This is a genomic window from Streptomyces phaeofaciens, from assembly GCF_014648915.1.
In the GTDB taxonomy this organism is placed as follows: domain Bacteria; phylum Actinomycetota; class Actinomycetes; order Streptomycetales; family Streptomycetaceae; genus Streptomyces; species Streptomyces phaeofaciens.
This window is the reverse complement of sequence record NZ_BMSA01000033.1, coordinates 73148-93037: the sequence shown is the minus strand read 5'-3', so window position 1 is coordinate 93037 and position 19890 is coordinate 73148. Positions and strand designations below refer to the sequence as shown.

Genomic DNA, 19890 nt, shown 5'->3' with positions numbered 1-19890 from the left:
GGACCGTGAATCCGGCGAAGGTATCCGACACACCGGCCCGTTCCTGGTCGCTGGGCTCCGCCCCGGGAGCGGTCCCCCTCCTGGGGCACGCGCTCGCGCTCTGGCGCCGCCCGCTGGAGTTCCTGGCCTCCCTGCCCGCCCACGGGGACGTGGTGGAGTTCCGGCTCGGCCCCAGCCGGGCCTATCTCGCCTGCCACCCGGAGCTGGTCCACCATGTCCTGGTCAATCCCCGGGTCTTCGACAAGGGGGGTGTCTTCGACAAGGCCCGGCAGCTGCTGGGGAACAGCCTGTCGGTGTCGCGCGGCGACGACCACCGGTTCCAGCGACGGCTGATCCAGCCGGCGTTCCACTCCACCCGGATCGCCGCCTACACGGCGGGCGTCGGCGACGACACCCGCAGGGCGATCCGCTCCTGGCGGGCGGGACGGACCCAGGACATCGGCGAGGCGATGCACGCCCTCCTCATGCAGGTCGCGGCCCGGACCCTGTTCTCCACCAGCGCCGACGAGGAGACCGTCGAGGAGGCCCGGCAGTGTCTGCGGACCGTCTCGCAGGGCATCTACCGGCGCACGGTCGCGCCGCTGGGCATCATGGAGAAGCTCCCCACCCCGGGCAACCGGCGCTACGACCACGCGAACGCCCGGCTGCGCGAGATCGTCGACACGATGATCGACGAGCGCCGCCGGTCCGAGGAGGACCACGGCGACCTGCTCTCCACCCTGCTGCGGGCCGAGCATCCCGAGACCGGGCAGCGGCTGACCGACGAGGAGGTCCTCGACCAGGTCGTCACCTTCCTGGTGGCGGGCAGCGAGACCACCGCGTCGACCCTCGCCTTCGTCTTCCATCTGCTCGGCGCGCACCCGGAGGCGGAGCGGCGGGTGCACGCCGAGATCGACGCCGCCGTCGGCGACCGTTCGCCGGTCTTCGACGACCTGCCGCGGCTGGAGTTCACCCGTGCCGTGATCACCGAGGCGCTGCGGCTGTACCCGCCGTCCTGGATGTCGATGCGGGTGGCGGCGGTCGACACCGAGCTGGGCGGGCACCCCGTCCCGGCGGGCACGATGGTCGTCTACAGCGCCCACGCGCTGCACCACAACCCCGAACTCTTCCCCGATCCCGAGGAGTTCGTCCCGGAGCGCTGGCTGGGCGAGCGGGCCAAGGAGGTGCCGCGCGGGGCGCTGCTGCCGTTCGGCGCGGGCAGCCACAAGTGCATCGGGGACGTCCTGGCGCTCACCGAGACCGCGCTGATCGTGGCCACGATCGCGAGCCGCTGGCGGCTGCGTCCGGTCCCCGGCAGCGTGCTGCGGCCGGAGCCGAAGGCGACCCTGGAGGCCGGCCCGCTGCCGATGATCTGCGAACCGCGCTGAGGGCGCGGGACATGGGGTGCGCGGCGGCCCGGCCGCCCGGAACACACGCTCGCGAGGGGATGGACGACACATGAGTACGAGGACCCCGCACCAGCGGGCCGCCACCCACGACTGGCGGTTCGCCACGGCGCCGGGCGGCCTGCCGCTGATCGGGCACGCCCTGCTGATGGGGCGCCGGCCGCTGGAGTTCCTGGCCTCGCTGCCGGCCCACGGCGATCTGGTGGAACTGCGGCTGGGGCCGAACCGCGCCTATCTGCCCTGCCATCCGGACCTGGTCCAGGAGGTGCTGCTCAACGCGCGGGTGTACGACACGGGCGGGCCGGTGAAGGAGAAGGCGCGGCCGATCCTGGGCAACGGGCTGATCACGTCCGACTGGTCGGATCACCGCAGACAGCGCCGGCTGGTGCAGCCCGCGTTCCATCCGGCCCGGTTGCCCACGTACGCCGAGGTGATGCGGGACGAGTGCGAGGCCGAGGCCCGGACGTGGCGGGCCGGTGAGGTCATCGACGTCAGCAACGCGATGCAGGCGCTGACCGCCCGGGTCACGGCGCGCGCGCTGTTCTCCACGGAGATCGCGGGCCGTGCCGTCGCCGAGATCCAGTACTGTCTGCCGGTCATCGTGCAGGGCGCGTACCGGCAGGCCATGGATCCCACGGGGCTGTTCGCGAAGCTCCCCCTGCCGGCGAACCGCCGCTTCGCCGAGGCGCTGACCCGGATGCACCGGCTGATCGACGGGATCGTCGAGGACTACCGCGGGGCGGACGGCGACCGCGGTGATCTGCTGTCGGCGCTGCTCACCGCCGAGGACACCGAGACCGGCGGGCGGCTGACCGACCAGGAGATCCACGACCAGGTCATGACCCTGCTGCTGGCCGGCATCGAGACCACGGCCAGTGCGCTGGCCTGGTCGTTCCATCTGCTCGGCGAGAACCCGCGGGCCGAGGCGGCCCTGCACGCCGAGCTGGACGAGGTGCTGGACGGCCGCCCCGCCGCCTACGCCGACATCCCGCGACTCGACCACACCCAGCGGGTGTTCACCGAGAGTCTGCGCCTGTATCCGCCCGCCTGGCTCTACACCCGCACCACCACCGAGCCCACGGAGCTGGCGGGACGGCGGCTGCCCGTCGGCGCCGACATCCTGATCAGCCCCTACGTCCTGCACCACAACGCCGAACTGTTCGCGGATCCCGAGTCCTTCGACCCCGACCGGTGGCTCCCGGAGCGGGCGAAGGACGTGGCGCGCGGCCACTACCTGCCGTTCGGGGCGGGCAGTCGCAAGTGCATCGGGGACGTCTTCGGGATGACGGAGGCGACGCTGGCGCTGGCGTCCCTCGGGTCCCGCTGGCGGCTGCGCCCGGTGCCGGGCACGAGGGTGAACCCGCGGCCGCACATGAGTCTCAGCACCGGCCCGCTGCCGATGGTGCCGCAGGCGCGGTGAACGGTACGGACCGGGTCCGGCCGTGGGGTCGCCCGCCGGCCGGACCCGTCTCGTGCGCCTACCCGCCGGAGACCGGGGTGAAGGTCACCGGCAGGTGGTGCACCCCGCGCAGCATGGGGCTGGGGCGCCAGGTGAGTGCGGCCGGTTCGGTGTCGAGCGCCAGGTCGGGGCAGCGTTCGAGCAGCGTACGGAAGGCGATGGCCGCCTCCATACGGGCCAGCGGGGCGCCCAGGCAGTGGTGCACCCCGTGCCCGAAGGCGAGATGGCCGCGCGTGTCCCGCCGGATGTCGAACCGGTCCGGTTCGGGAAAGTGCCGGGGGTCCCGTGAGGCGGCGGCCAGGACGACGGCGACGGGCTCCCCGGCGGGGATGAGGGTGCCGGCGATGTCCACCGGCTCCTTGGTGAACCGGAAGGCGGCGGTCTCCACGGATCCGTCGAAGCGGAGCATCTCCTCGACCGCGTTCTCCAGGAGCCCCCAGTCGGCCCGGAGCGCCGCGAGCTGCTCGGGGTTGCGCAGCAGGGCGAGGGTGCCGCTGGAGATGAGGTTCGCCGCCGTCTCGTATCCGGCGACGAGGAGGAGGAACGCCATGCCGAGCATCTCCTCGGAGGAGAGCTGGTCGCCGTCGTCGTCCATGGTGCGCACGAGAGCGCTCAGCAGGTCGTCGCCGGCCGTGGCGCGTTTCGTCTCGATCAGCTCGGCGAGATAGCCGGTCATCGCCTGGGCCGCGGCCATCGCGGCCTCGGGACGGCTGAAGTCGGTGCTTTCGAGATACCAGTGGTGGAAGGTCTTTCGGTCGGCCGCCGGAACTCCGAGGAGTTCACAGATGACGGCCAGAGGCAAGGGAAGCGCGAAAGCCTCGACGAGGTCGACCCGGCCGAGCGGAAGCATTTCGTCGAGCAGTTCATCGGTGGTCTTCTGAATTCCGGTCCGCATTGCTTCGATACGGCGCGGAGTAAATGCCTGCGCGACGAGTTTGCGCAGCCGGGTGTGCTGCGGCGGGTCCGTCTGCACCATGTTGAGGCCGACGGCGTTCCCCCCGTCGTCCTGCCAGGCCGCGGAGTGGCGGATGTCGTTGCTCAGCCGGGGGTCCGCCAGCGCGGCCCGGGCCTCCGCACGGCCGACGACCAGCCAGTACGCGCCGGACGCCTCGGTCCGCACATGATGGACCGGCCCCTTTTCGCGCAGTCGCGCGTACACGGGATAAGGGTCCTGGACAAAGGCCGCGCCGAGCTCCGAAAGATCCTCGGTGAAGGACGTGGACATAGCGATTCGTTTCCCCCTGGCTCGAATGGCTGTGCACGCGAAATGCGGGGCGTCGACGCACGGTCGGATCGGAAGAGCGCCCCCGGATCGCGTCCATGACCTTACCCATGAAACGAGTGATCGTCCATGGTCCCGGGATAGGCGATGAATTACCCCGCACCCGCCGCGCGTTCACCGCGATTCGGCTTCTCGGCGGCCGCTCCTTTCCGTCGCCCGCGCCCTGTGCGGCGCGTCGTCAGTCCGCCGTCACCGGATGCGTGAGGTTCGCTCCGGTTGCCGGGTCGAAGACGTGAGCCTTGGCCATGTCGACCCGCAGCTCCAGCGGCTCGCCCTCGCGGGCACGCGTGGCGGCGTCCAGGCGGGCCACGATGTGACGGGTGTCGGCGCCGGTGTCGCGCAGGCCCGAGTCCTTGGCGAGCTCCTCCAGTTCGGCGGTCGTGGCGGGCCCGCCCTCCGCCGTGAAGTAGACGTACACATCGGAGCCCAGCGACTCCAGCACCTCCACGGTGGTGGTGAAGACCGGGCCCGTCCGATCCCGCTCGTGCGACAGGGCCACGTCCTCGAAGGCCTCCGGCCGTAGCCCGACGATGACCTCGCGGGGGGCGTTCTGCCGTTCCAGCGCCTGCCGCGTCCGGTCGTCGAGGGTCAGGTCGCCCAGGGGCGAGCGCAGGGCCCGGTCCTCCAGGGTGGCGTTCAGGAAGTTCATGGCCGGGGAGCCGATGAAGCCCGCGACGAAGATGTTGCGCGGCAGGTCGTACAGTTCGGCGGGTGTGCCGATCTGCTGGACCAGGCCCTGGCGCATGACCACGACGCGGTCGCCGAGCGTCATCGCCTCGGTCTGGTCGTGGGTGACGTACACGGTGGTCGTGCCGAGGCGCCGCTGCAGGCGGGAGATCTGCGTGCGCATCTGCACCCGGAGTTTGGCGTCCAGGTTGGACAGCGGCTCGTCCATGAGGAACGCCTTCGGATCGCGGACGATCGCCCGTCCCATGGCCACCCGCTGGCGCTGACCGCCCGAGAGGTTGGCGGGCTTGCGGTCCAGGTGCTCGGTGAGGTCGAGGATCCGGGCGGCTTCCGTCACCTTCGCGTCGATGGTGTCCTTGTCCACCTTGGCCAGGCGCAGCGGGAAGCCCATGTTCTCCCGGACGCTCATGTGCGGGTACAGGGCGTAGCTCTGGAACACCATGGCGACGTCGCGGTCCTTGGGAGCCAGGTCGTTGACGACGCGGTCCCCGATGCGCAGGGTGCCCTCGGTGATGTCCTCCAGCCCGGCGATCATGTTCAGGGTGGTGGACTTGCCGCATCCCGACGGACCGACCAGGATCACGAACTCGCCGTCCGCGATCTCGAGGTCCACGTCCTTCACGGCGAGGGCCCCGTCGGGAAAACGCTTGGTGACTCCCTCGAGGATGATCTCGGCCATGGATGGTGCCTCCTTGCCTTCATGCCTTCCGGGTCCGGGCACTGCGGTCGGTGTCCGGGGCCGGTGGCCCGTCTGCCGCGGTCGGCCCGTTCACCCCTTGACTGCCCCTGAGGTCAGTCCGGCGACGATCCGCCGCTGGAAGAACAGGACGAAAACGATGATCGGGATGGTGATGACCACAGCGGCTGCGGCGATCGATCCGGTGGGCTGCTGGAACTGGGAGCTCCCGGTGAAGAACGCGATCGCGGCCGGCACGGTGCGCGCGGACTCGGTGGACGTCAGCGAGATCGCGAACAGGAAGTCGTTCCAGCAGAAGATGAACACGAGGATGGCCGTGGTGAACACACCCGGCGCGGCCAGCGGCACGATGACCATCCGGAAGGCCTGCGCGGGCGTCGCCCCGTCGACCTTGGCGGCCTTCTCCAGATCCCAGGGGATCTCCCGGAAGAAGGCCGACAGGGTGTAGATCGCGAGCGGCAGGGAGAAGGTCATGTACGGGATGATCAGCCCGATCCAGGTGTCGAAGATCCCGATGATCCGCTCGATGTTGAACAGGGGTGACACCAGGGAGATCGGGGGGAACATGGCGATCAGCAGTGACATGCCGATGAGCACGCGCTTGCCGGGGAAGCGCAGCCTGGCCACGGCGTAGGCGGCCATGGTGCCCAGCGCCACCGCGATCGCCGTGGCGATCAGGGCGATACCGATCGAGTTGATCAGCGCGCGGGTGAACTCGCTGGTCTCGAAGATGCCCCGGTAGTTCTCCCAGGTCCAGTCCGTGGGGATGTAGTTGCCGTCCGTCAGGGTGGCGGGGTCCTTGAAGGACAGCGCGGCGATCCACCACACGGGGAACAGGGCGTACAGCACCACCACCACGTTCAGGACACCCCAGCGGGCGGCGTGCGTCTTCCCCACCGCGGCCATCAGCGCTTCACCTCCGCTCCGGGTGCGGCGGCGCCGAACAGTTTGATGAAGGCGAAGGCGATGATCCCGACGCAGAGGAAGATCAGGACCGAGATCGCCGACCCGATGCCCAGGTTCAGCGAGGTGAACAGGTTGTCGTACCCGAGGATCGACACGGAGCCGGTCCCGTGGGCGCCCGAGGTCAGGATGTAGATGTTGTCGAAGATCCGGAACGCGTCGAGCGTGCGGAAGAGCAGGGCGACCAGGATCGCCGGTTTCATCAGCGGCAGCATGATCTTGGTGAAGCGCTGCCAGGCGCTGGCGCCGTCCACCATGGCCGCCTTCAGGGTCTCCTCGGGGACCAGGGCGAGACCCGCGAGCAGCAGCAGGGCCATGAACGGGGTCGTCTTCCACACCTCGGCGAGGATGATCAGCCAGAGGGCGGACCACTGCTCGGTCAGCGGGGCCTCCCCGCTGGGCAGCAGCGCGGCGAGGTAGCCGAGTTCCGGGGTCCAGGCGTACTGCCAGGAGAAGGCGGCGACCACGGTGACGATCCCGTACGGGATGAGGACCGATGTGCGGACGGCGCCGCGCCAGAAGATCGTGCGGTGCATCACCAGGGCGAGTGCCATGCCGAGGACCAGTTCGATCGCGACGGACACGGCGGTGATGAACAGCGTGACCCAGAAGGCGTCCCACCAGAACGGGGAGGACAGCACCGACCCGTAGTTGCTCAGGCCCACGAACTCCGCCCGTCCGGGAAATCGCAGGTCGTACCGCTGGAGGGACAGATAGACGGCGTACCCGACGGGGTAGGCGGTCACGGCGAGCATGACGACGACGGCGGGTGCGCAGAGCAGCCAGCCGAGCCGCCGCTCCTGCCGGGCACCCGCCGAGAGTGCCGCCCGGTCCGGCGCCGCCTCCTCCGGGTCCGTCCCGGGGGGTGCCGGGGCGCTCATCTCGGCCCGCCCGGGGACGAGGCCCGCGCACTGCGGCGCCGGCCGACGCGGGGTTGCGTGAGGCGGTGGTTCACGGGATCACACCCTCGGATCGCAGGGCATCGTCGATCTGGTCCCTGATGGTGTCCACCGAGCGGACGGGTTTGATCCCGGACGGCGGAGACAGGGTGTGGGAGACCGCGATCGACACGTTCTGGTAGACGGGAGTGATCGGGCGCACGCTCGCCGACTCCAGGGCGGCCAGCACGTCCTGGGAGAAGGGGTACTCCTTCTTGAACGCGGGCTCGTCGTACAGGGCGCGCAGGGTGGGCGGCAGACCGCCCTCGAGTGCGGCGGTGAGCTGGTTCTCCCGGTTGCGCAGGCACAGCGCCGCCTCGAAGGCCAGGGCGGGGTGGCGCGAGTAGGCGCTCACCGCGAGGTCGATGCCACCGATGGTGGGCCGTGCCGGCCGGTCCGCGTCGACCCGGGGGTACGGCGCCCAGCGGAAGCTCTTGAAGAGTGCGGGGTTGTTCGCCTTCATCGACGGATAGACGAACGGGTAGTTGAGCTCGAACGCGGCCGTCCCCGACTCCATGGCGAGCCGGTTCTGGTCCTCCATCTGGTTGGACAGGGAGGGGTCGGCGGCCGGGGAGTTCGCCAGCTCGCGCATGACCGAGGCGGCCCGCACGGCGGGAGGGCCGAGCGAAGGCGCGGTGGCGTCCGCGTTGAGGATGGAGCCGCCGGCACTGTTGATCAGCGTGTTGAACCAGACGGTCAGGCCCTCGTACTGGGCGCCCTGGATCTCCACGAAGTGCGGCTTGCCCTGCCGGGCGAGGGCCTCGGCCATGTCCAGCATCTCGGCCCAGGTCCGGGGCGGGGTGGGCACCAGGTCCTCGCGGTACCACAGCAGCTGGGTGTTGGTGTTGTACGGGACGGCGTAGAGCTTGTCCTTCCAGGTCGAGGTCTGCAGCGGTACGCGCAGGGTGCCCTCGACGGCCCGGCGCTTCGCCGTCCCCGTCCATTCCCGGATCCAGCGCGCCTCGGCGAACTCCGCCGCCCAGGTGACGTCCAGGCCCAGGATGTCGAGCGAGTCGTCCTCGGCGGCGAGTCTGCGGACGAGCTGCTGGCGCTGGCCGTCCGCGGCACGCGGGAGCTTGTTGTAGCTGATCCTGTAGCGGCCGCCCGACGCCTGGCTGCACCGGTCGGCGGCCTTCTGGAGCGCACCGGAGTCGTCGGGGAAGTTGTACCAGTTGAGGGTGGGCGCGCCGGAGCCCTCGTCACCGCCGCAAGCGGCGAGCGTCGACGCCAGCAGCGGCAGTACGGCGATCGTCCGCAGCCAGCGCGTCCCTCCGGGGCGTCTCTTCTTTCCCGGAACGGGCCGGCAGCCGCACCTCGCGTGCACGCGCTCCACACCTCGCTTCCGGACGGTGGCACGGGACTCGGAATCTCGCAGCGTGCCCTCCCGGCGAACACTAAGGAACGCATAAAGCAAGATCAAGCACATATCGCACCTAATCACCCATTCCGGCCGGGTGCCGGTCCAGGACGCGGCAGGCCCGGTCCGTGCCGTCCTCCGCTTCCAGGGCTCGGCCGAGCCGGCGCGCGGTCTCGGCGTAGGAAGCGTCCCGGGTGAGGGCACGCAGTCGCCGGGCGAGAGCGTCGACGGTGAGCTCACGGACCGGCAGGGGCGCGGGCCCCGCGCCGAGCTCGTGCACCCGTGCGGCCCAGTAGGGCTGGTCCCCGAAGAACGGGCAGACCAGGGAGGGTCTTCCGGCGCGCAGCGCCGAGGCCGTCGTGCCTGCCCCGCCGTGGTGGACGACCGCGGCCATCCTGGGAAACAGCCAGTCGTGGGGGGTGTCGCCGACCACGAGGATGTCGTCCTCGCCGGTGGCGGGGTCCCCCGGCAGCACTCCGCGCAGGTTCACCCGACGCAGGGCCGCCCGTACGACGGCGTCGGTCGCCGCGGGGTCGCCGGTCCTCATGCTGCCGAACCCGACGTAGACGGGCGGGGGGCCGTCGGCCAGGAAGGCGAGCAGGCGCCGTGAGGGTTTCCACAGCGGCCGGTCGTGGTGCCAGAAGCCGGTGACGTGGACGTTCGGTCCCCAGTCGGACGGCCGCGGTACGACCGTGGGGCTGAACGCGCACAGTACGGGGGCTCGGCGCACCTGCCGGAAGGGGGCCGACAGGGAGAGCTCCGGGAGGCCGAGGCTCTCCCGGCGCCATGTGTTGACGAACCGTCGGAACACCATCCAGGAACCGAGGTCGACCGCACCGAAACTGAGCCGGTTGCCCACGCCCCCCAGCATCCGGGCCGCCGGTGCGAACGGGTGCGGGAAGGCCTTCGTGGGCTGGCTCGGCTGGAAGTGGACGACGGCGTGCGGGACGTGGAGGTACTGGCTCAGGTGAACGCCGAGGAAGCACATGGTCGGTGCCAGCACCAGGTCGGCTCCCTTGGCACCGGCCTGCGTCTCCTCCAGCATCGGCATGATGAAGGGCCGCAGGACCCGGTCCATCCGGCGGATGAACGCCACCGGGTTCCGTCGTCCGGCGAGGAGTTCCTGTCCCTCGGCGGACTCGATGATCTCCGCGGGGTCGACCGGAAGGGGATGGAGGTCCAGGCCCGCCTCGGCGATCAGACGCCGGTAGCGGACGCTGGCCAGGATCCTCACCGTGTCGCCTTGACGGACCAGTGCTCGCCCCAGGGCCAGGCAGGGCTGGACGTCGCCGCGGGATCCGGCGGCGAAAATCACCACGGTGCGCATGACGCCGCTACCCGAGTGACTTCATGACGGCCGGCCAGATGCTGTGCAGCTCGTCCCGCCAGTACGGCCAGGAATGCGTCCCCGGCTTGTACAGATGCGTCGTGACGTCGACACCCGCCGAGCGGAGCGACTGCTCGAAGCTCTCGATCTGCTTCGACAGGTGGATCTCGCCCAGCATGCTCACCAGGAACGCGTCGGGTGAGCGTCCCTCGTCCAACGGTCCGGGCTCGCTGCTGCCCGCGGACAGATGGACGTGTGTTCCGCGGAACGCACGCGGCATGGCGGCGGGGTTGTGGGCCCGCCAGACCCTGGCGTTCTTCTCCGGGTCGCCCCACACGTCCTTGATGTCGATGCCCTCCCGCCAGGTACCGAGCGACAGTTCCAGGCGCACGGCGGCGTCGTCCAGATCGACGTAGGAGCTCATGGAGGCCACGTAACGGAACATCCCCCGGTGGTGCGCCGCGTAGTTGAGTGCGCCGAAGCCGCCCATGGACAGTCCCACGACGGCTCGCGAGGGGGCCGCGCGGTACTCCTTCTCCATGAGCCGCACGAGTTCATGGGTGTGAAAGGTCTCCCAGCGGGGAGTGCCGGCGAACCAGTCGCTGTAGTAGCCGGCCTTCCCGGCGTCCGGCATGACGACGAGCACGTCGGCGTTCTTCGCCAACGCCTCCACATCCGTCTCGCGTGTCCAGGACGTGTAGTCGTCGTCGCCGCCGTGGAACATGTAGAGAACCGGAAAGGTGGCTTTCGGCTCGCTGCTCCAGCTCGCGGGAAGGATGACGCGGACCGGGATCGACGTGCCCATCGCCGGTGAGCGGACCGTGAGATCGATCATCCGGTCGTCGATGGATTTCACGGCGGTGACACGGGCCTCCGGGTGGCGAGGCCCGGACGTGCCGTCCGGTCTCGCCCCAGCCGCATGCGCCTCGGTCGAGAGGAGGGCGCCGGCGAGCCAGAGGCACACCAGACCCGTTCTCGCGGACTTCAGAAAAGTGACCCACACAGCCGTGAGCATGACGAAATGGGTGGGTCGTCACCAGCGGACACTCCGCTCGGTGCGGGGCGGTAGCCCGTACAGCCGAGCAGCGCCGGCGGGGCGCCTGTTCCGCGGGTGAGCCCCGTGGAACAGGCGCCCCGCGCCGATCACAGGGTGGGCCACCCCAGCGCGCGGGTGACGTGCTGTGCGATGGCCTGGACGTGGGGGGAGTCGATGACGGAATGGTGGTCGCCCTCGACGGGGACGATCTCGAGGGACCGGCACAGGGGTGCCCATCCGAGGTCGGCGTCCTGTCGGAGGTAGCGCGGGTCCAGAGCGGTGGTGAGCGGCTGCGGTTGCTCGGCACGGTAGAGCACCACGTGGCCCTCCTGGGGACGGGGGGCGTACCGTTCGCCGACGCGGGCGTCGACGTACGAGGTCCTCTGGTGCTCCATGATCCCTGGGCTCATGTCGAGGCCCGCGTCGGCGACCAGACGCATGATCACGTCGATCTGCCGATCGTCCGGGGTTGCCGCCAGCTCGTCGTAGGGCAGGTCGAGACGGTGCCCGTACGTTCTCTCGATGTATTCGGCGAAACGACCGAAACGCTCGAGCAGGAACTCCTCCGATTCCGGTTGCGGCGAGGCGGGGGGCAGGATGGTGTCGATCAGTCCGAGGAACCCGATGCTCTGTCCTTCCTGCCGCAGTTGACGAGCCACTTCGTAGGCGAGACATCCTCCGAAGGACCAGCCGAGCAGGTGGTAGGGCCCTTCCGCCTGGACGTCACGGATGAGTGAGCGGTAGTGGGCCGCCTTCTCCTCCATGGTGCTCAGCTCGTCGACGCGTTCCAGGCCGTACACGGGCTGTTCGGCCGGCAACAGTCCCATCAGGGGCACGTAGACCGAGGTCGGGCCGCCGGCCGGGTGGAAGGTGAACAGCGGTGGCCGTTGCGACCCGGCGAGCGGGGGGCGCAGGGTGGTGAGTGCCGAGCGGCCGGTGCGGTTGACGACGGGCCGGATCAGTTCGGCGACGGCCGCGACGGTGGGCCGGGCGAGGATGGCGTCGGCCGTCAGGCTCGCCCCGGTGCCGTCGCCGAGGCGCCGGTGAACGGCGTCCGCCATGGCCGCGGCGGCGGCCCGGTCCCCGCCGGCGGCGGTGAAGTCCTCCCGGATGTCCTTGGGCCCCTGCCGCAGGACCTCGGCCCAGGCGCCGGCGACCAGCCGCTCCGCGGCGTCCCTGGGGCCGAGGAAGCTCGGCAGCGTGGGGGCGGACGGCTCGGCCCGTCGGGTGTCGTCGGGTGCCGTCGGCCGGGAGGCGGCCGTCGGCTCCGTGGCGTCGAGACCGAGTTGTTCGAGGACCGCGCGGCCGAGTTCCCGCAGGCTGGCGCCACGCAGCAGCCAGGGCGCGGGCAGGTCGATGCCGAAGTCCTGGCCGAACGCGTTGCGGATGCGTACCGCCACCAGGGAGTCCAGGCCCAGTTCGGTCAGCGGAATCGTTTCGCTGAGTTCGGCGGCCATGAACCCCATGATGGCTGCCGTTCTTCTGACCAGGCGTGCGTACACCAGGTCCGCGGCGGAACCGCCGAGAGCGGTGATGCCGTGGGGGCCGACCCAGTCGTCGGCGCCGGGTGGACCGTCCCCGAGGACGTCGGAGAAGAAGGGGACGGCGGACAGGCCGGGGAACGCCCCCAGCACGCGGTCCGTGTCGAGGTGGACGACGCCCACGTGCGCGCGATTGAGGGTGACGAGTGCCTGGAGCACGTCCATTCCCTCGCTCAGCTGGATGGGCTCCAGGGCCAGCACCGGGTTCCCGGCCGCCATGCCGACGTTCTCCCAGGGGCCCCAGGCGATGGAGGTCGCGGGCAGGCCGCGGGCCCGGCGGTGGTGGGCCACGGCGTCGAGCCAGGCATTGGCGGCCGCGTAGGCGGACTGCCCCGGTGAGCCGAGAAGTGCCGCGGCGGAGCTGTAGATCACCCACCAGTCCAGATCGTGGTCGGCGATGGCCGCCTCGAGGTTGCGGGCGCCGACGGTCTTGGGCCGCAGCACCCGGTCGATGTCCGCCGGTTCGAGGTCGGTGATCAAGCGGTCGTGCAGGACGCCGGCACAGTGCGCGATGCCGCGCAGGGTGTGCCCCTCGGCGAGGGCGGCACGCACCAGGTCCGTGGACACGTCCGGGTCCGCGATGTCCCCTTGGACCACGGCGACGGAGGTTCCCCGTTCCCGCAGCTCGGCCAGGACGGCCTGGGCCTCGGGTCCCGGGGCACGGCGTCCGTTGAGGACGACGCGCCCGGCGCCCTGCTCGGCGAGCCGGCGCGCTGTCGCCAGGCCCAGTCCGGTCAGGCCTCCGGTGATGAGGTACGCGCCGTCGGGACGGGTGAAGGCCACGGTGTCGTTGCGCTGTGCGCCGATGTCGGCCCGGGCGAGATGGGCGGTGAGCCGTGTTCCGGACCTCCAGGCGATCTCGTCCGCGTCGCCGCCCGCGAGGAGTTCGCGGGCGAGGTCGTCGACCGCGCCGGGCTGTTCGTCGATGTCCACCAACGAGGCCCGCAGATGCGGTTGTTCGAGCGTGAGGACCCGGACGAGCCCCCGCAGGCAGGCGAGATACGGCAGCCCCGGTTCCCCGGACCCTGTGGCCTGTGCCAGCACGGTGGCCATCCACAGGCGCGGCGCCTGCCGGTGCGTGGCGCCGGCCAGGCGGCGCGCCAGCCGTGCCGCGCTGTGCAGGGGGCGCATGTCGTCGTCGTGTTCGTGCTGCTGGAGGAAGAGGACCACGGCGCTCGGGCCGTCCTGCGGGGCCGCCAGCCAGGCGTCGAGGACGGCGTCGCAGGCGTCGTCGCGGGCATCGGTCGGCGTGACCTCGACACCGCCGGCTTCCAGGGCCGCCAGGAGCAGGGCCGTGGCGCCGTCCGCGGCGTGCGGTTCGTCGCTGACGAGCAGGGCACGCCGGAGTCGGCGCGACGGCAGCGGAACGGTGGACTTCTCCCACTGGATGTCGTAGGTGCACGTCTCGAGGGAACGGGGCACCGCGCGCCGCTCGACGGCCCGCAGCTGGACGAATCGGGCGACGATCGCGCTCGTGTCGCCCAGGGCGCAGAGATGCCACTGGTCGACGTCCGCGTCCGCCGGGCCGGCGCCGTCGACGGGCGTGCAGCTGATGTCGTACCCGGTGTCGAGGACGCCCGGCGCCTTGATGTGCAGGGACCGTACGCCGACCGGGACGGTCTGCGCGGCGCCGTGGAGGGCACGGTCGCCGCCCGGTGGTGCGGCCGCGGCGCTCTGTGCCTCCAGCATGGCGGTCAGGACATGTGCGTAGGACGACCGGCTGTGGGGCCGGTGGTCCTCGGGGACGACGTGCCGGACGAGGGCCGGCGCCGGTTCCGGCCCGGGGTCGCGCTCGCCCTGGGGTTCCGGGGCACGGGTGACGCGGGCCGAGGCGTAGCAGCGCCACGTGGTGCCGGAGCCGCGGGCGTGGAGGGTGACGGTTCCGTGCGTGCCGGAGGCCGGTTCCCACACCGTGGTCAGGGGGGTGCTGCCGGAGAGGGCGAGCCACTGATGGATCTGCAGGTCCTCGATGCCGAGGTGGGTCACGCCCTCCCGGGCCCACAGGTCCAGGCCGGCTTCGATCATCAGCTCCGCGGCCTCGACGACGGTCAGCACCGCTCTGCCGTGGACCGTGCTGCGGGTGCCGTGCCGGCGGGTGCCGACGTCTCCCTGCCACAGCACGGCGCCGGTCCTCGGGTCGTCGGTGCGCACCCCCAGCAGGGGATGGCCGCCGGCTTCGGTCGGCTGGGCGGGGCGGGGGAACCAGAACCGTTCGTGCCGCCAGGCGGGGGTGGGCAGTGCGGTGCGCGCACCGGCGGGCCACAGCCCGGCATGGAGCGTGACGCCGGCGAAGTGCAGCCTGGCCAGCGCGGCACGGACCTGGACGGTGTCGTCGGTGTTCCGGTACAGGGTCGGGACGACCAGGGCCTGGTCCCCCGCCGGTGTGGCGTCGAGGATCTCCGCGAGCGGGACGGCGACGATGGGGTGGGGCGAGATCTCCAGGAACAGGGTGTGGCCGTCCTCGGCCGCCGCCGTCACCGCCTGTTGCAGACGCACCGGGCGGCGGACGTTGGCGCACCAGTAGCCCGTGTCGGCCGCCGTGCCCGCTCGGGGATCGTCGAGGACCGTGCTGTACCAGCGTGTGGTGGGGGTGTGCGGGCGCAGGTCGCCGAGATCCTCGCGCAGCGGCGTCAGGATGGGTTCGACCAGGGCCGAGTGCACGGCTCCGCCGCTTTCGAGCAGTCGGGCGAGCCGGCCCTGCTCGGTCAGCTCGTCCACCAGGTCGCGCACCGCTCGGGCCGGACCGGCGACCGTGCAGCGTCGGGGCGAGGAGTGGACGGCGACCTCGACACCGGGAAAGCGGCTGAGGACGGCCGCCCGGGATTCCGCGGGAAGCTCCACGGCGGCCATCGCGCCGGTGTGTTCGGCTTCGAGGGTGGCGAGGTGGACCGAGCGCCGGACGATGACGCGCAGTCCGTCGCGGTCGTCGAGGGCGCCGGCGAACACCCCGGCGGTGACCTCGCCCATCGAGTGGCCGATGACGGCGGCGGGTTCCACGCCGTAGGCCCGCATGGTCCGCGCCAGGGCCAGCTGGAGTCCGAAGAGCAGCGGCTGGATCCGGTCCACCGTCGGGTCCGCGTCGGACATGAGCATGTCCGTCAGTGAGGAACCGGTCTCCGCGAGGTAGTCCGCGTCGAGCGCGGACACCTGGGCGGCGAAGAGGGCGTCGTCGGCCAGCAGGCGCCGCCCCATGCCCTCCCAGTGGGAGCCGTAACCGGAGAAGACGAAGACCGGTCGGCGCGCGGTGAACGACTGCGCCGCTCGTGCGTCGGTGCACGCGGCGACCACGCCGGGAACCTTCTCCCCCCGGGCCAGCGCGGCCAGCCCGGCAGCCGCCTCGGGGCGGGTCCGCGCGACGACGGCGGCGCAGGACGGGCCGCGGCGGTGCGAGAGCAGCGTGTGGGCGATGTCGGTGAGGGCGGGCGCGCCGTCGGTGGCCACCCATCGCGACAGACTCGCGGCCACGTCGGCGAGCCGGTCCGAGGAGCGGGCGGACACCACCAGGACGTGCGGCCGGCCGGCCACTTCGTCCTCGTCCCGTGTGGGCCGCACGGCGGCCGGCGGCGCCTGCTCCAGTACGGCGTGGGCGTTCGTACCGCCGAAGCCGAAGGCGGACACACCGGCGCGCCCCGGACGGTCCCCGGAGGTGGGCCACGCGGTCGGTTCGGAGACCACGCGCAGGCCCAGCTCGGTGAAGTCGATGTGGGGGTTGGGGCTGCGGAAGTGCAGGCTGACCGGGATACGGCCGTGATGCAGGGCCAGCGCGGTCTTGATCAGGCCGATGATGCCGGCCGCGCCTTCGAGGTGGCCCAGGTTGGTCTTGACCGATCCGATCAGCAGGGGCCGGTCGGGCTGCCTGACCCGTCCGACGACCGCTCCGAGGGCGGTCGCCTCGATGGGGTCCCCCAGCAGGGTGCCCGTCCCGTGCGCCTCGACGTAGTCGATGTCGGCCGCGTCGATGCGTGCGTCGCGCAGGGCGTCGCGCAGCAGCGCCTCCTGCGCCGCCGGGTTGGGGGCCATGAGGCCCGCCGACCGGCCGTCCTGGTTCACGGCGGTGCCCCTGATGACGGCGAGCACCCGGTCGCCGTCGCGCCGGGCGTCGGCGAGCCGCTTGAGCACGACGACACCGCAGCCCTCACCGCGGGTGATTCCGTCCGCCGCGGCGTCGAAGGCCTTGCACCTGCCGTCCGCGGCCAGCAGGCCGGCCTGTTCGAGCGAGGCCGTGACCGCCGCGGACAGGAGCAGGTTGACTCCGGCGGCGAGTGCCGTGTCGCACTCCCCGCTGCGCAGGCTGCGGCAGGCCAGGTGCACGGCCACGAGGGACGACGAACAGGCCGTGTCGACGGTGATGCTGGGGCCGCGGAGGTCGAGCAGGTAGGACACGCGGTTGGCGACGATGCTGCCGGCGGCTCCGGTGCCGGTCCACGGGGTCAGTCGCGTGGGATCCGAGGTGGTGAGATGCCCGTACTCGAGTGCGCTCAGGCCGACGAAGACGCCGGTGGGGGTGGACTGAAGGGCGTTGGTGGGTACGCCCGCATGGTCCAGCGCCTCGCAGATGACTTCGAGCAGCAGCCGCTGCTGGGGATCCATGACTTCGGCCTCGTGGGGCGTGATGCCGAAGAACTTGGCGTCGAATCCCTCGATGTCGTCGAGAAAGGCGCCCCACCGTGTGGTGGATTCCATCAGTGCGGTGACGTCGGGCGCCGAGCCGGCGAAGTTCGGCCAGCGTTCCTCGGGCACCGTGCCGACCGCGTCCGTGCCCGCCGCGAGGCGCTCCCAGAACGCGTCCGGCCCGTGAACGCTGCCGGGCAGACGGCAGCCGATCCCGACGACGGCGATGGCGTCGTCGTCGGTGCGGGCGGTGGCGTCCGCCTCGTCGGGCGTACGGGGCCGCCGGTCCGGCCGCGCGGCATCGGACCGGTCGGTCTTCGTCAGGGCGGCGACGAGTTGTCCGATGGTGGGGTGCTCCCACAGCAGCGTGGCGGACAGCGATCGGTCGAGCTTCTTCTCCAGTTCGCCGGTCAGACCGATGGCGTCACGGGAGGTGAGCCCGTACTCCGCCAGAGGCCGGCCGTCGTCGATGTGTTCCGGCGGGATGCCTCTGATGTCCGAGACCAACTGCACCAGTGCGTTCCGCAGTTCGGCAGCGCCCGATCCGGAGCGGCCGTCCGTGGTGGAGGAGGTGGCCCGGGCGTCGCCCTCGATCGGCTCCTGGTGTCCGCCTGGCTGGTTCATACGGTGTCCGTCTCCCTCTGAACGTGGGTGTCGGAGGTCCAGGCACCCCGGAGGTACTGCTCACGGCAGGCGCTGCGGGCGACCTTCCCGCTGGTGGTGCGGGGTACGGTGCCGGGCCGGGCGAGGACGAAGTCGTGCATCGCGGTGGCGTGACCGGCGGACACCGCCACGCGTACGGCGCGGGTCGCCTCGTCCCGGACCCGGCCGGGTTCCACGAGGTCACGGGTGTGCTCGGCGACGACGACCAGGCGTTCGCCGTCATCGGTGGGCACGGCGAACGCCGCGGTGTGATGGCGGCGGATCGCCGGGTGGGCGCTCTCGACGGTGTGCTCGATGTCCTGCGGATAGTGGTTGGTCCCGTCGATGATCACGAGATCCTTGATGCGGCCGGTGATGTAGAGGTGGTCGTCGTGCCACAGGCCGAGGTCTCCGGTGCGCAACCAGTGATGCGCCGCCTCGCCCGGGTCGTCGCCGTGGAGGGTGGCACGGAAGGTGGCCTCGCTCTGTTCCGGGCGTCCCCAGTAGCCGCGTCCGATGTTGGGTCCGCGCAGCCAGATCTCCCCCACCCGTCCGTCCTCCAGCCGGACCAGGCTCTCCGGGTCGACGATCGCGGCCTCCTGGTCGGTGGGCCGTCCGCAGCCGACCAGGCGGGTCACGGCCTGTCCCTCGGTGCCCTCGGCCGGCCGGGCGATGCCCGCCGCCAGCGCGTCACGGTCGAAGGAGGTGACGGTCGGTTCCTCACCGGTCGGTGAGGCGGAGACGAACACGGTCGCCTCGGCCAGCCCGTAGGACGGGCGCATCACCGCGGGGACCGCGCCGACCGGGGCGAAGGCCTCCTGGAACCGCTGGAGCGTCTGCTCGGCGATGGGTTCACTGCCGTTGACCATGACGGCGACCGATCCCAGCGACAGTGCCGCACGCTCCTCGCCGGTGACGCGGCGCACGCAGTAGTCGTACGCGAAGTTGGGGGCGGCGGTGAGCGCTCCCGGGTATGTGCTGAGCAGCCGCAGCCATCGGACGGGCTGCAGCACGAAGGCCAGTGGGTCCATGAGAACGGAGTGGATGTGGCCGACGACAGGAGCCACGATCCCCAGCACGAGGCCCATGTCGTGGAACAGCGGAAGCCAGCCGACGGTGCAGTTGCCCCCGGCTCGGGGCTGGTACGCCTTCAGCGCCTGGCGTGCGTTGGCGCAGACGTTGGCGTGGGTGATCTCCACGCCGGACGGCATACGGGTGGAGCCCGAGGTGTATTGCAGGTAGGCACAGTCCTCGGGGCGCGGATGAGGGGGCTCACCGGCCGTCGGTTCGGCCCTTGCCGCCCCGTCCGAGAGCAGATCCTCCTCGGTGACCACGCGCACCCGGAGGCCGTACTGGTCGGCGCAGAACTTCTCCGCGGCCTGGAGCGAGTCGGGGCTGGTGAGGGCGAGCACCGGGTCGGCGTCGGCGAGCACGGCGGCCAGTTTCTCCGCATGGCCCGGCAGACCCGGGGGGAACAGGGGAACGGCGATCGCACCGGCGCACGTGGCCGCGAGGAAGCCGACGACGTAGTCCAGGTTCTGCGGGCCCACGACGGCCACCCGTTCGTCGGCCGCGCCGCTGTGACGCAGGACCGCCGCGAGGGTACGTACCCGCCGCTCCAGTTGGCGCCATGTCAGACACCTGGAGACTCCGTCGCGATCGGTGCTGAAGTCCACGAAAGTGAACGCTTTTTCATCGGGTCTCTGCGCCGCGGCCCGGGCGAGATGATGACTGATCGTGTCGTTCACGATTTCCAGCACTAAGTCACCGAACCTTCGTTCTTGACAGGCCACGGGGCTCCTCAGCAGTAGGCCCGTCAGGCGAATTGATGACAGTCGTCGCCGCCCGTCACCGATTCCCCGTGGATAGTGGCAGTAGCACTATCAGCCAATCACAACGTCGTACCAAGATCGCAGCGCCACGCCGAGGTCCCCGCCCGGCCGACGCGGGGGCACCGAGCGGCAC

General features: G+C 71.3%; 11 protein-coding genes. 2 read left to right on the top strand and 9 right to left on the bottom strand.

The genetic code is table 11. The annotated features are described in order from the left end of the window. Positions 1–5: 5 nt before the first annotated feature. Positions 6–1367, top strand: coding sequence for a cytochrome P450 (locus tag IE275_RS38475; RefSeq protein ID WP_189717327.1), 1362 nt, complete (start codon positions 6–8; stop codon positions 1365–1367). A 70-nt stretch (positions 1368–1437) separates the two neighbouring features. After that, positions 1438–2805 carry a cytochrome P450 gene (locus IE275_RS38470; RefSeq protein ID WP_189717326.1) on the top strand — a complete coding sequence of 456 codons (1368 nt, stop codon included), beginning with the start codon at positions 1438–1440 and terminating at the stop codon, positions 2803–2805. A gap of 58 nt (positions 2806–2863) precedes the next feature. Here IE275_RS38470 and IE275_RS38465 read toward each other — a convergent pair whose 3' ends face one another. The 9 genes from IE275_RS38465 to IE275_RS38425 all read right to left on the bottom strand — a co-directional run bounded on the left by IE275_RS38465 (position 2864) and on the right by IE275_RS38425 (position 19673). Then, positions 2864–4069, bottom strand: coding sequence for a cytochrome P450 family protein (locus IE275_RS38465; protein WP_189717325.1), 1206 nt, complete (start codon positions 4067–4069; stop codon positions 2864–2866). Between the two features lie 235 nt (positions 4070–4304). Then, the gene (locus tag IE275_RS38460; RefSeq protein ID WP_189717324.1) at positions 4305–5492 is read right to left on the bottom strand and encodes an ABC transporter ATP-binding protein; all 1188 of its coding nucleotides are present in this window, start codon (positions 5490–5492) and stop codon (positions 4305–4307) included. A gap of 90 nt (positions 5493–5582) precedes the next feature. After that, positions 5583–6416, bottom strand: a complete 834-nt coding sequence (locus tag IE275_RS38455; RefSeq protein ID WP_189717323.1) for a carbohydrate ABC transporter permease — start codon at positions 6414–6416, stop codon at positions 5583–5585. After that, entirely contained in the window at positions 6416–7354 is a 939-nt protein-coding gene (locus IE275_RS38450) for a carbohydrate ABC transporter permease (protein WP_189717322.1), read from the bottom strand. The genes IE275_RS38455 and IE275_RS38450 overlap by 1 nt, the downstream gene beginning before the upstream one ends. 70 nt (positions 7355–7424) lie before the next feature. Then, the gene (locus tag IE275_RS38445) at positions 7425–8735 is read right to left on the bottom strand and encodes an ABC transporter substrate-binding protein (RefSeq protein WP_229871038.1); all 1311 of its coding nucleotides are present in this window, start codon (positions 8733–8735) and stop codon (positions 7425–7427) included. Between the two features lie 109 nt (positions 8736–8844). After that, complete coding sequence (locus tag IE275_RS38440; protein ID WP_189717321.1) at positions 8845–10095, bottom strand: glycosyltransferase; 1251 nt, start codon at positions 10093–10095, stop codon at positions 8845–8847. 7 nt (positions 10096–10102) lie between these two features. Beyond that, complete coding sequence (locus IE275_RS38435; protein WP_189717320.1) at positions 10103–10951, bottom strand: alpha/beta hydrolase; 849 nt, start codon at positions 10949–10951, stop codon at positions 10103–10105. 287 nt (positions 10952–11238) lie between these two features. After that, complete coding sequence (locus IE275_RS38430; RefSeq protein ID WP_189717319.1) at positions 11239–17907, bottom strand: type I polyketide synthase; 6669 nt, start codon at positions 17905–17907, stop codon at positions 11239–11241. Further along, a complete protein-coding gene (locus tag IE275_RS38425; protein WP_189717318.1) occupies positions 17904–19673 on the bottom strand; it encodes a fatty acyl-AMP ligase in 1770 nt (589 codons plus the stop codon). The genes IE275_RS38430 and IE275_RS38425 overlap by 4 nt, the downstream gene beginning before the upstream one ends. Positions 19674–19890: the final 217 nt, after the last annotated feature.